The 12,021-nt window shown below is 59.9% G+C and carries 11 protein-coding genes; 4 read left to right on the top strand and 7 right to left on the bottom strand.

Annotated features, from left to right (window positions below; genetic code table 11):
• The first annotated feature begins 82 nt into the window (after window positions 1–82).
• Entirely contained in the window at window positions 83–1,039 is a 957-nt protein-coding gene (locus ACJ8HH_RS23015) for a polysaccharide deacetylase family protein (protein ID WP_033649735.1), read from the top strand.
• 8 nt (window positions 1,040–1,047) lie between these two features.
• Window positions 1,048–2,142 carry a glycosyltransferase family 9 protein gene (locus ACJ8HH_RS23010; protein ID WP_033636468.1) on the top strand — a complete coding sequence of 365 codons (1,095 nt, stop codon included), beginning with the start codon at window positions 1,048–1,050 and terminating at the stop codon, window positions 2,140–2,142.
• A gap of 36 nt (window positions 2,143–2,178) precedes the next feature.
• Here the strand turns inward: ACJ8HH_RS23010 and ACJ8HH_RS23005 are convergent, their stop codons facing one another.
• The 6 genes from ACJ8HH_RS23005 to rfaD are packed head-to-tail and all read right to left on the bottom strand — an operon-like array spanning window position 2,179 to window position 8,552.
• Complete coding sequence (locus ACJ8HH_RS23005) at window positions 2,179–3,156, bottom strand: glycosyltransferase family 2 protein (RefSeq protein WP_039569542.1); 978 nt, start codon at window positions 3,154–3,156, stop codon at window positions 2,179–2,181.
• The gene (locus ACJ8HH_RS23000) at window positions 3,153–4,394 is read right to left on the bottom strand and encodes an O-antigen ligase family protein (RefSeq protein ID WP_033649733.1); all 1,242 of its coding nucleotides are present in this window, start codon (window positions 4,392–4,394) and stop codon (window positions 3,153–3,155) included. Before ACJ8HH_RS23000 ends, ACJ8HH_RS23005 begins: the two co-directional genes overlap by 4 nt.
• A 28-nt stretch (window positions 4,395–4,422) precedes the next feature.
• Window positions 4,423–5,589 carry a glycosyltransferase gene (locus ACJ8HH_RS22995; RefSeq protein ID WP_033654528.1) on the bottom strand — a complete coding sequence of 389 codons (1,167 nt, stop codon included), beginning with the start codon at window positions 5,587–5,589 and terminating at the stop codon, window positions 4,423–4,425.
• Window positions 5,586–6,551, bottom strand: coding sequence for a lipopolysaccharide heptosyltransferase RfaC (gene rfaC, locus ACJ8HH_RS22990; protein ID WP_033636464.1), 966 nt, complete (start codon window positions 6,549–6,551; stop codon window positions 5,586–5,588). Before rfaC ends, ACJ8HH_RS22995 begins: the two co-directional genes overlap by 4 nt.
• Window positions 6,552–6,553: 2 nt before the next feature.
• Window positions 6,554–7,600 carry an ADP-heptose--LPS heptosyltransferase RfaF gene (rfaF, locus tag ACJ8HH_RS22985; RefSeq protein ID WP_033649730.1) on the bottom strand — a complete coding sequence of 349 codons (1,047 nt, stop codon included), beginning with the start codon at window positions 7,598–7,600 and terminating at the stop codon, window positions 6,554–6,556.
• A gap of 22 nt (window positions 7,601–7,622) precedes the next feature.
• Window positions 7,623–8,552, bottom strand: coding sequence for an ADP-glyceromanno-heptose 6-epimerase (rfaD, locus tag ACJ8HH_RS22980; RefSeq protein ID WP_016929696.1), 930 nt, complete (start codon window positions 8,550–8,552; stop codon window positions 7,623–7,625).
• Window positions 8,553–8,792: 240 nt separating this feature from the next.
• Between rfaD and kbl the strand changes: the two genes are divergently transcribed.
• The gene (kbl, locus tag ACJ8HH_RS22975; RefSeq protein ID WP_033636462.1) at window positions 8,793–9,989 is read left to right on the top strand and encodes a glycine C-acetyltransferase; all 1,197 of its coding nucleotides are present in this window, start codon (window positions 8,793–8,795) and stop codon (window positions 9,987–9,989) included.
• A gap of 9 nt (window positions 9,990–9,998) precedes the next feature.
• On the top strand, window positions 9,999–11,024 hold the full coding sequence (gene tdh, locus ACJ8HH_RS22970) for an L-threonine 3-dehydrogenase (protein ID WP_033649729.1): 1,026 nt from the start codon (window positions 9,999–10,001) through the stop codon (window positions 11,022–11,024).
• A 41-nt stretch (window positions 11,025–11,065) separates the two neighbouring features.
• Here tdh and ACJ8HH_RS22965 read toward each other — a convergent pair whose 3' ends face one another.
• Complete coding sequence (locus ACJ8HH_RS22965; RefSeq protein WP_033649728.1) at window positions 11,066–12,019, bottom strand: divergent polysaccharide deacetylase family protein; 954 nt, start codon at window positions 12,017–12,019, stop codon at window positions 11,066–11,068.
• Window positions 12,020–12,021: the final 2 nt, after the last annotated feature.

Below are 12,021 nucleotides of genomic sequence, written 5' to 3'. Positions count from 1 at the left end.
CAAACCAGGCAGCAAAGTCGTTTGCCCTGGCGAAACGGGCTGCGTAACATAGTGCATTCTGTTGATATCAGGCTCGATATTCATGACTAAACCGGCGTTTCTCATCACCATTGATACCGAAGGCGATAATCTGTGGCAAAACCACGATCGCATCGCGACCGAAAACACGCGTTTCTTGCCGCGCTTTCAGGCATTGTGCGAAAAATACGCCTTCAAACCGGTTTATCTCACCAACTATGAAATGGCGATGGATCCGGCTTACGTCGAGTTCGCGCGTGACGTGATCGCCCGCGGCGCGGGTGAAGTCGGCATGCACCTGCACGCCTGGAACAGCCCGCCGCTAACGCCGCTCACCGACGACGACTGGCGCCACAAACCGTATTTGATCGAGTATCCCGCCGATCAGATCCGCGCCAAGGTCGATCACATGACCAAGCTGCTGGAAGATGCCTTCCAGACCAAAATGCTCAGCCATCGCGCCGGCCGCTGGGCGTTCAACGAATATTATGCCTCGCTGCTGCTGGAGTATGGCTATCAGGTGGACTGTTCGGTGACGCCGCGCGTCAACTGGCAGTTTTCGCCGGGCAATCCGCAGGGCAACGGCGGCACCGATTACAGCCGGTTCCCGTCGCAGGCCTATTTCATCGATCCGCAGAACATTGCCAAACCGGGCGCTTCGGCGCTGCTGGAAGTGCCGATGAGCATTCAGTACAAGCACTCGGCGCTGATGAACGCGTTCAAGCAAGGTTATGATCGGCTGCGCGGCAAGCGGCGTTCGCCGTCCGTCAACTGGCTGCGGCCAAGTGGCGGCAACGTGGCCAAGATGATAGGGGTGGCTGAAGCGTCGCTGGCGCAGGGGCATGACTACGTCGAATTTATGCTGCACTCCTCCGAGTTTATGCCGGGCGGCAGCCCGACGTTCAAAACCGAGCAGGATATCGAAGTGCTGTACCGCGATCTGGAACAGCTGTTTGACTGGCTGCAGCAGCGCACGGTGGGCATGACGCTGGCCGAGTATTATCAACTTAAAGCGAATTAAGCACGCACATGTCGAAAAAATGGAAAATCAAGGTTGCCGACTGGTTCTTGCGGCGCTATACGGCGAAGTACGGTCGTTTTCAGGATAAGACGACGTTCGACGGCGCCCAGCAGTTTGACAATATCGTCATCTATTCCACCACGGCGTTGGGCGACTTCATGTTCAACACGCCGGCATTGAGGGCGATGCGGGAACGCTACCCCAACGCACACATCACACTGGTGGTGCACAAGAAAAACCGCGAGCTGGTGGAAAACGGCCGCTATTACGATCGCGTGGTGTATTGGGACAGCAAGATCAAGACGATCCGCCCGTTGCTGAAATCGCTGCGCGAACATCAGCCGGATTTGGCGCTGATTCTGCACTCCCACCTGCCTTATGACATCATCAGCGCCGTACTGGCCGGGGCGAAGTACATTATCCGCGATAACTACAGTTCGGGCATTTGCGGGCTGGAGCCTTGGCTGACCAACTATGTCTTCCATTATTACGGCCACTTCGTGCGCCGCAAGCTGGAGCTGATTTCCATTTTGGGCTGCCGCAGCGACGATCCGACGATGGAAATTCCCGTGGATTATCAGCGCGGCGTCAAAAGCAGCGAGCATCCCACCATCGGGTTTCAATTGGGGGCATCTACGGAGTCGCGTTGCTGGCCGGTTTCGCACTATGCGCGGCTGGCCGATGAGCTGGTGGCGAAGCACCCTAATGTACGCATCGTGCTGATTGGCGCACCGTTTGACGACGGCAAGGCCAAACAGTTTATGAGCCTGATCGGCCCGCAAACGCAGGCCTGCGTGGATAACCAGATCGGTAAAACGGGGCTGCAAGGCTTGCTGACGTTGATCGACAGTTTCCATGTTCTGGTCACCGGCGATACCGGGCCGCTGCACCTGGCGGTGGCGTTGAAGGTGAAAACCATCAGCCTGTTCGTGACCGCCGACTCACGCTCCACCGGGCCGATTCAGGATGCTGAACTGCACCGCATCATTCAGGTGTCGCGTACCGGTTATACGATGCCGCTGGAGGCGGAAAGCCCGATGGGGGTCATCCAACCGCAGCGGATTTATGACGAGCTGGTCGCACACGTGCCTTTAGCGCGCTAAAGGCGAGACGACCCATCGGCCGCCAGGCCGATGCGGTTAGCGCGGCCTGCGCCCGCGCAGCTTAGAAAGAAAGGTATCCACTCGCGCATAGCGCATCTGGCGGACTTTTTTGCCCGGCACGTCGCTGTTGCGGCAGACGTCGGCGGCGCGGCGCAGGATGTGCAGCGTTGCCGGCGCGTAATGGTAATAGCCGTAGACCGCCTTCGACATGCTTTTCACCTCGGAAAAGCAGTTGGCCAGCATCAGGGCGGCCAACCGGCGCAGCGGCTCATCCCCGGGATGCTGCGCCACAAAACGCAGCATCTTCTCCATGGCGAACAACATATCTTCAATATCTTTGGGTTTGATATTGCGGGTGATGCCCTGGCTGTTGTCCCGATAGAAGTAGAGTTCGCCGTCAAGATGGGCGATGCGGCGAGTTTTGAAATACTGAAAAGGCGTAAAAATTACGTCTTCGTAGCGCCTGCCTTCTTCGAACGCTTCCCCTGCCAGCAGCGTGCGTTTATATACCCGGCTCCAGAGATGCCACATCGAGCGTGCAAACAGCGGTTGCAGGCTGCCCAGCCCCAATTGTGAAAAGTCGTAGGCTACGGGCCGCGCCGCGCGGTTATCCGGTGTCGGCGGATGCTCGGTGAACTTCTGATAATTAAAATCGATCAGATCATATTCACCGGCGGTAAGCTGGGGGCGCAGGATCGCTAGATAGTCGTCGCTCAGCAGATCGTCGCCGTCGAGGAAGGTGATATAGCGTCCGGTGGCCAGACGTAAGCCGACGTTGCGGGCGTGCGCAATGCCGCCGTTGGCCTGTGAAGTAAAGACCACGCGCGGGTGCCGCCGCTGCGCCAGATATTGGCTGACCAGTGCGCCGGAGGCGTCGGTGGAGCCATCGTCGATGATCACCACCTCGATATCGTCGCTAATCTGTGCAAATAACGAATCCAGCGCAGCGATAACGAACGCTTCGTTATTATAAAACGGCACGATAACGCTGAGCAGCGGCTGCTGAGGATTCACGGGGTGGGCTCCTGAACAGGGGGCTGTTTCGTGACGGAAAGAACGGCGGCGATCAGCGCCAGGCCGAACATGGCGGTACCTTCCGTGCTGAAGAAGATGACGTCGCTCAGGCCGTAAACGAACAGGCTGGCGCTGACGCTCAGCAGCAGCGCGTTGCGCTGTGGCCGGAAGGAAGAGAAAAACAGGCTGACATACAGCGCCAGCAGCAGCAGTACACCCCAGACGCCCTTGAGCGAGTAAGTTTCCAGCAGCTCGTTGTGCAGGTGGACGTTGATGTAGGGCATGACGCCAGACAGGCGGGGTTGCTGTGCGACCATCGCACGGATCTCTTCGCCGCGCTGTTCGGCGGATTGGCCCCACGGGGCTTGTGACCCGGTATGCCATGCCAGCGTTTGCATCGACAGCCGGGAAATGATGGAGTTTTCAGTCTGCGGCTGGTCCATCAGGCGCATGTCGGTCTCAAAAGCCTGAATGCGTTCTTCTATCTGCGGTTTAAACACCAGGCCGCAGGCTACGAGCAGCAGCGGTACCGAGGCCACCAACGCAAGCTTGTGTTTTCTGGAAACCAACTGCTTGGTGGCCAGCAGCGACAGGCAGACCGCCACCGGATAGACCAACATGGCCGCGCGCGTGCCGGTGAGCACCAGCGCAGAGAAGGACAGCAGGAATGCCGCAATGTACAACACCAGGCGGTAGCGGGTGCGCAGCATCAGGATGGCTTGCATCATGACCAGATCGATGGCGGTCATCAGATAGGCGGCGACCGTGGCGCGATCGAAGTTGAGCTCTACGCGCGGGATATCCAGACGCAGCCCCTGATAGAGGGAATAACCGTTGATCGCCAGACCGGTGGCGAGAGCCACAACGATCAGCAGGCGCTGTACGCACAACCGCTCATTGAGCGCAATCAGCAAGATGAAAGCGGTCGCGAGCTGCAGTTTGCCGGTCGACATATAAGAGCGATAAATATTGATGTACTCACCCGGCTGTTTGAAGTGATGCATCCAGAGGATGGTTCCCATGCCCACGCTGAACATCAGCGCGGGCAGCAGCAGGTTTCTAACGTTGCTGAAGTAGTAGCGCGGGTACAGGCAAACGGCGATAAAGGCGATGTAGCTGGAAACGTAAAACAGATTGCGTCCGGTCGCGGAACCGAAAGGAATGGTGCAAAAAGCGATAGCGCACCCCAGATAGATCAGATAGCTGAAGGCAGGGTGCGGCGTTCTGTGTTTTAGCATCGGGCGTATTTTCCGGCTCACGTTTCAATTAAGCGATAAAGGATCGCAGCGTGTCGTCGAATTCAACTTTGAACTGAGCATAGTTAAAATGTTCCGCAGGATAGCGCTGCGCATTTCGGCTCAGAGTCTGGTAGGTTTCTCGCTCCAGCAATTTCTCAACGGCATCCGCACAGTCGATATGCGACAGCAGCTTGGGCGCGACCAGGCTGTCGGTCAACGGATCGTAGACCTCATGCGGGAAGTCGACCTCGATATCGGTGAGCTGCCGGTGTTGTTCGATGGTGACCGACGGCGTCAGGCCAATGCCGCAGACCCCGTCTTTCACCGCTTCCGGCTGGCCGTCGACCTGCGGGAAGATGACCGGCACGCCGAAATAGAGCGATTCCATGCAGGACAAGCCGAACGGCTCGGTGATCGGCGTGCTCATGTAGATGTGCGTGCGATTGAAGAAGCCGGCGACGTCATCCTGATAACCGCTGAAGGTGACGCGATCGCCGAGCTGTAGCCGGGCCGCCAGCGCCTCGAACGCCGCGCGATCCGGCCCTTTGCCGGCCACTTCCAGCGTGACGTCATGCCCGCGCCGCAGCAGTTCCTGCATCATCAATAATGACACGCTGATGCCTTTCAGGCTGACCAGGCGTGAGGCAGTACCGATCCTGACCGGCTGCGACAGGGTTTTCGGCGCAGTGTCGATTCCCGCCGGCGTTTTGATGCGGTTGATCACCACGTGATTTGGGCAAGGCAGATTAAAGCGCAGTTCCATCACTCGCTTCGACGCGTGTGAGGCGGAAATGACGCCGTCCAGCATGGCGAAGAAACGCAGCGTCTTTTTATTCTTGGGGTAACGCCAGGAGCAGCCGTGATCGTAGTAAACCAGCTTGCCACGTTTGGGTTTGGCCGCCAGCCCCGGCACCAGGTCCCAGACGATCACCACGTCGGCGTTCGCCCGCTCGATTTTCCACTTCAGCAAAAATTTGCGCAGGAACTGCGGGCAGCGCAACGGCAGCGCATTGATCAGGCGGTTGGCGAAGGTGACGGGCTGATGCGCAGGCAACTGGCGGCGGATTTCTTCGCCAATGTCGCCGCTGATGCACAAGACCTGGTTGCTGCCGTCGGTGGTATCGTTGATGTACTGCAGGAACAGGCGTTCGACGCCGCCCATTTTACCCAGGTTGATAATGTGCAGTTTTTTCATGCTATAACCTTTTGCAACGCCTGCCATGCCGTATCGGCGTCGATTGTCGCCATGCTTTTTTCCGGCGAAATCAACGAGTGCTGATTTTGCCCGTAGCCGCCGATCAGGCCGGGATCGGTCGGCCCGAACAGCGTGATGTTCGGTTTGTCGAGCGCGGCGGTCAAATGGCTGAGCCCGGTGTCGACCGAGACCACGCCCTTGGCGCCGGCCAGCACCTCGGCCACCTGCTGCAGGCTGAGCTTCGGCAGCACTTCGACATGTGAAAAACCTTCCGCCAAGCGCAGCGCGCGCTGATGTTCATGCTCTGCACCCCACGGCAGTTTGATCTTCAACCCGCTGTCGGCCGTCAGCGCGATCAGCTCGCGCCAGTTTTGCTCCGGCCAGTGCTTGTCGTCACGCGTCGTCGCGTGCAAAAACACCAAATACCGCCCGGCATCGGCCGGCGGGCTGCTGAGAAAGCGCGCGGCGATGGCGTAATCGCCGTAGCTGCCCGGTTTATCGTAGCCAAGGCTTTTGGCGAACAGTTCGCGCGTGCGTTCCACCGCGTGCTGCTGCTTGTCTATCTCATGGCGCACGTTGTAGAACCAGCTGGCGAACGGCTCGCGCGCGCTCTTGCAGTCCAGGCCATGTTTGTTGCCTTTGGCGATGCGCGTGATCAGCGCGGCGCTTTTGATCAGGCCCTGCGCGTCGATCACTACGTCATAACGGCGTTCTTGCAGCGCGCGCTTGAAGTCGCAGCGCTGTTGCCGGGTGTCGTTGCCGAACCAGTTCTTGCGCCAGCGGCGAATGGCCACCGGGATCACGCGATCCACCGCCGGGTGCCAGGTCGGGATTTGGCTGAAACCTTCTTCCACCACCCAGTCGAAGCGGATATCGGGAATGGCCTGCAGCGCGTCGGTCAGGGCGGGCAGCGTATGCAGCACGTCCCCCATTGAGGAGGTTTTTACGATTAACACCTGCATGGCTATTCCTCGCTGGCGACAAGTAGCGGCGTCAGCGCATCCAATACTTGCTGCGGCTGAATATCGATCAAACTTTGGTGGTATCCCTGCTCGGCATCGCCCTTACGCACCTTGTGGTAGCCGCTGATCAGGCGAATTACCCGCGCCTTGTCCGAGAGCGGCGGCGTGAAGTCGGGGCTGCTTGGGCCGTACAAGGCTATCAGCGGTTTATTCAACGCTGCGGCAACGTGCATTAAACCGGAGTCGTTGCTGACCACCGCCCGGCAGGCCGCGATCAGGATCACCGCCTGCTCCAACTGGGTTTTTCCGGCCAGGTTAAGGCAGAAATCGCGGGCGTCTTCCTGCAGCGCGGCGCGGATCTGTTCGCCGGCTTCGTGATCTTTCGCCGAGCCGAACAGCGCGATCTGATAGCCGTTCTCGATCAGCCGCTGAGCCAGCGTCGCGTAGTGATAGTGCGGCCAGCGTTTGGCGGGGCCGAACTCCGCGCCCGGGCAGAAGCCGACGATCGGCCGGCTGTCGGTCAGGTTGAAGGCCGCGGTGGTGTCGGCGATCTCTTCGTCGCTCACCTGCAGCTGTGGCCACAGCAGCGGCTGCGGCAGATCGTCGGCGCGCTGAATGCGGCCTTTGTCATAGGCCAGCGCCACGTAGCGCTGCACCATCAGCGGGAAGGCCGCCTTGTCGAGCACGCGGACGTCGTTCAGCAGGCCGTAACGCATTTCGCCCCGCCAGCCGGTGCGCTGCGGGATATCGGCGAAGAAGGGCACCAGCGCGGATTTGAACGAGTTGGGTAGAACGTAAGCGCGATCGTAACGGTTGGCGCGCAGGGCGCGCCCCAGGCGGCGGCGTTCACCGAGCCCCAGCGCGCCGTGGCCCAGCGGCATCGCCAGCGCCTGATTGACTTCCGGCATGCGCGCCAGCAGCGGGCGGCACCAGGCCGGCGCCATCACATCGATCTCCGCCGACGGGTATTCGGCCTTCAGGGTGCGATAGAGACTTTGCGACATCATCATGTCGCCAACCCAAGAAGGGCCGATAACCAGTATTTTCATACCCAGCGTTAATTCCTTCAGCTTATGCGGTGCGGTTCAACCAGGCCATGTACTCTTTCACCCCTTCGGCGACCGTTTTGAACGGTGCGTCGTAGCCGGCGGCGCGCAGCTTGGTCAGATCGGCCTGGGTGTACGCCTGATAGCGGCCCTTCAGCTTCTCCGGGAACTCGATGTATTCCACCGCGCCCTTCTGGTGGAAGTCCACCACCGCGTCGGCCACCGCCTGGAAGGTTTCCGCCCGGCCGGTGCCGCAGTTGAAGATGCCGGATTTGCCGGTTTCCCAGAACCACAGGTTAACCGCCGCCACGTCGCCGACGTAGATGAAGTCACGCTTGAAGTTTTCGCTGCCGGCGAACAGTTTCGGGTTTTCGCCGCGGTTGATCTGGGTATTCAGGTGGAAGGCGACGCTGGCCATGCTGCCTTTGTGGCCTTCGCGCGGGCCGTAAACGTTGAAGTAGCGGAAGCCGCAGATCTGCGAGTCCGCTTCCGGCAGGATCTCGCGCACGTACTGATCGAACAGGAATTTGGAGTAGCCGTACACGTTGAGCGGCGCTTCATACTCACGCTCTTCGATGAACTCTTCGCGGCCGCCGTAAGTGGCGGCGGAGGAGGCGTACAGGAACGGGATTTCGCGATCCAGGCAGTAGTGCAGCAGGTCTTTGGAGTACTGATAGTTATTGTCCATCATGTACTTGCCGTCCCACTCGGTGGTCGCGGAGCAGGCGCCTTCGTGGAAGACCGCTTCGATATCGCCCAGATCGTCACCGGCCACGATGCTGGCGATAAAGTCTTCTTTATCGATATAGTCGGCGATGTCCAGATCGACCAGGTTGACGAACTTGGTGCCGTCTTTCAGGTTATCCACCACCAGGATATCGCGATATCCCTTGTCGTTCAGTGCCTTAATGATGTTGCTGCCGATCATGCCGGCGCCGCCTGTGACGATAATCATTGGGTTACCCCTGCTAAGCTGCCTGGCGGGGCACAATGCCCCACGCTCAATGGCGGTTATAATAGCATTTCATGCCGCGGCAAACAGCGGAAGGGCTCCGAATATCCCGCATTGCCATTGAAGTCCGCTTTTTGCCGTGATATCTGCTGCAATTTTAATATTCTCTCCCGCGCATTCTCGTCAGTTTGGTTACAAATCAGTAAAATATGCCGCAAATAGCCCAATCCTGGAGATAACCGAATGTCAGCGTCTTTTTATCAGCAGTTGGAACAACAGCTTGCCGCCACTCGCAGTGAAGGGCTGTTCAAGGAAGAACGCATCATCACCTCCGCGCAACAGGCGGATATCGCCGTCGCCGACGGCAGCCATGTGATCAACTTCTGCGCCAATAACTACCTGGGCCTGGCCAACCATCCGGCGCTGATCGCCGCCGCCAAGTCGGGCATGGACAGCCACGGTTTCGGCATGGCGTCGGTGCGCTTCATCTGCGGCACCCAGGACAGCCACAAGCAGTTGGAACAGAAACTGGCGGCCTTCTTGGGCATGGAAGACGCGATCCTCTACTCCTCCTGCTTCGACGCCAACGGCGGGCTGTTCGAAACCCTGCTCGGCCCGGAAGACGCCATTATCTCCGATGCGCTGAACCACGCGTCGATCATCGACGGCGTGCGCCTGTGCAAGGCCAAGCGCTATCGCTACGCCAATAACGACATGGCCGAGCTGGCCGCGCAGCTGAAGCAGGCCAAAGCCGACGGCGCGCGCCACATCCTGATCGCCACCGACGGCGTCTTCTCGATGGACGGCGTGATCGCCAACCTGAAAGGGGTGTGCGATCTGGCGGACGAGTACCAGGCGCTGGTGATGGTGGATGACTCCCACGCGGTGGGCTTTGTCGGCGCCAACGGGCGCGGCACCCATGAATACTGCGAAGTGATGGGCCGCGTCGATATCATCACCGGTACGTTAGGCAAAGCGCTGGGCGGCGCGTCCGGCGGCTACACCGCCGCCAGGAAAGAAGTGGTGGAGTGGCTGCGCCAGCGTTCGCGCCCGTACCTGTTCTCCAACTCGCTGGCGCCGGCGATCGTCGCCGCGTCGATCAAAGTGCTGGAACTGCTGGAAGAGGGCGATGCCCTGCGCGATCGCCTGTGGGCCAACGCGCGTCTGTTCCGCGAAAAAATGACCGCCGCCGGCTTCACGTTGGCCGGCGCCGATCATGCCATCATCCCGGTCATGCTGGGTGAGGCGAAGCTGGCGCAGGAATTCGCCAATGCGTTGCTCAAGGAAGGCATCTATGTGACCGGTTTCTTCTATCCGGTGGTGCCGAAAGGCCAGGCGCGCATCCGTACCCAGATGTCTGCCGACCACACCCCGGAGCAAATCGAACGCGCAGTGGCGGCGTTTACACGTATCGGTAAGGATCTTGGCGTTATTGCATAAGGTAAAACCATGAAAGCACTGTCAAAACTGAAAGCGGAAGAAGGGATTTGGATGACCGACGTGCCTCAGCCGGAGCTGGGCCACAATGACATCATGATCAAAATCCGCAAAACCGCGATCTGCGGCACCGATGTGCATATCTACAACTGGGACGAGTGGTCGCAAAAAACCATTCCGGTTCCGATGGTGGTCGGCCATGAATACGTCGGCGAAGTGGTGGCGATCGGTCAGGAAGTCAAAGGCTTCAGCATCGGCGATCGCGTGTCCGGCGAAGGCCACATCACCTGCGGCCATTGCCGCAACTGCCGCGGCGGCCGCACGCACCTGTGCCGCAATACCGTCGGCGTGGGCGTGAACCGTCCGGGCAGCTTTGCGGAATACCTGGTGATCCCGGCGTTCAACGCCTTCAAGATCCCGGATAACATCTCCGACGAACTGGCTTCGATCTTCGATCCGTTCGGCAACGCGGTGCACACCGCGCTGTCGTTCGATCTGGTCGGGGAAGACGTGCTGGTGTCCGGCGCCGGCCCGATCGGCATCATGGCGGCGGCGGTGTGCAAACACGTCGGCGCTCGCCATGTGGTGATCACCGACGTTAACGAATACCGCCTGGAACTGGCGCGCAAGATGGGCGTGACCCGCGCGGTGAACGTCAGCAAGGAAAACCTCAGCGACGTGATGGCCGAGCTGGGCATGACCGAAGGGTTCGACGTCGGTCTGGAAATGTCCGGCGCGCCGCCGGCGTTCCGCACGCTGCTCAATGCGATGAACCACGGCGGGCGCATCGCCATGCTGGGCATTCCGCCTTCGGACATGTCGATCGACTGGAACCAGGTCATCTTCAAAGGGCTGTTTATCAAAGGGATTTACGGCCGCGAAATGTTCGAAACCTGGTACAAGATGGCGGCGCTGATCCAGTCCGGTCTGGATTTGAGCCCGATCATCACCCACCGTTTCTCGATCGACGAGTTCCAGCAGGGCTTCGACGCCATGCGCTCCGGCAAGTCGGGTAAAGTGGTGCTGAGCTGGGATTAATCTCTGCAGACGTGACAAGGGCCGGAATTCCGGCCCTTTTTTTACGCTTGCGGTTTGGCTTGCGTCCAGTGCTGCCAATGACGCTTGATGAAGGTCACCGGCGGCGAGGTGGCGATGCTGTCGGCGATGACGCCCAGCGCGGTGCCGGCGTTGGTTTTTTCCTTCGGCGGTTTGACCTTGCACTGCTTGATGCCGCCGCTGAACGGGTTCTTCGGCTGCGGCTTTTGCGGTTTGACCGGCGGTGGGACGTAGCCGCCGCCACCGTTGCCCTGCGGTTCGTTCAGCAGCGCGCTCGGCTTGACCAGCACGATATCGGCGGGCAGCGACGGCAGCATCTGCTGCAGCACCTTCACCGTCGCCGGGCGCGGGTGGCCGATGGCGATGGCGGAGCCGTTGCGCCGCGCCAATTCGACCGCGCGGTTGAACTGGCGGCGGATGTCGGCTTCGTTCGCGGTATCGTCGAGGAACACCTTGCGTTTGATCACCTTCACGCCGGTGCCGGCCGCGGCGCGGGTCGCCTGGCTGCTGCCGATGGTCATGCTGTCGAGGAAGTACAGGCGGTAGCTTTCGAGCGCCTGCATCACTTTCTGCATGCCCGGCAGGCTGGAGGTCATGGCGCTGCCCATGTGGTTGTTCATGCCGACCGCGTAGGGCACGTTGTTCACCGCATTGCGGATGATGCGCTGGATCTCGTCGCTGCTCATGGAAGGCTGCAGGGTATCGCGCTCCAGCGGCTGCTTGCTGAGCGGCGCCATCGGCATGTGGATCAAGACTTCGCGGCCCTGGCTGTGGGCGCGGGTGGCCATCAGGCGGGCATGCGGCGCGTTGGGCAACACCGCGACCGAGATCGCCGTCGGCATTTGCAGCACCGCGTTTTCTTCGTGAGGGCGGTAGCCCACGTCATCGATGACGATGGAGAGTTTTCCTGCCTGCGCAGCGTAAACCTGCAGCAGACAGCCTATTAACAGAGCTGTTCGGGTTTTGACATAGCGCAAAT

This window comes from Serratia sp. CY32780, from assembly GCF_052169135.1.
In the GTDB taxonomy this organism is placed as follows: domain Bacteria; phylum Pseudomonadota; class Gammaproteobacteria; order Enterobacterales; family Enterobacteriaceae; genus Serratia; species Serratia sarumanii.
The sequence above is the reverse complement of the archived record's forward strand: the minus strand, read 5'-3'. Positions and strand labels throughout refer to the sequence as shown.

Coding starts and splice junctions, on each gene's coding strand:
- ACJ8HH_RS23015 (WP_033649735.1), top strand. CDS start 83: ATGACTAAACCGGCGTTTCTCATCACCATTGATACCGAAGGCGATAAT.
- ACJ8HH_RS23010 (WP_033636468.1), top strand. CDS start 1,048: ATGTCGAAAAAATGGAAAATCAAGGTTGCCGACTGGTTCTTGCGGCGC.
- ACJ8HH_RS23000 (WP_033649733.1), bottom strand. CDS start 4,394: ATGCTAAAACACAGAACGCCGCACCCTGCCTTCAGCTATCTGATCTAT.
- ACJ8HH_RS22995 (WP_033654528.1), bottom strand. CDS start 5,589: ATGAAAAAACTGCACATTATCAACCTGGGTAAAATGGGCGGCGTCGAA.
- rfaC (WP_033636464.1), bottom strand. CDS start 6,551: ATGCAGGTGTTAATCGTAAAAACCTCCTCAATGGGGGACGTGCTGCAT.
- rfaF (WP_033649730.1), bottom strand. CDS start 7,600: ATGAAAATACTGGTTATCGGCCCTTCTTGGGTTGGCGACATGATGATG.
- rfaD (WP_016929696.1), bottom strand. CDS start 8,552: ATGATTATCGTCACAGGCGGCGCCGGCATGATCGGCAGCAACATCATT.
- kbl (WP_033636462.1), top strand. CDS start 8,793: ATGTCAGCGTCTTTTTATCAGCAGTTGGAACAACAGCTTGCCGCCACT.
- tdh (WP_033649729.1), top strand. CDS start 9,999: ATGAAAGCACTGTCAAAACTGAAAGCGGAAGAAGGGATTTGGATGACC.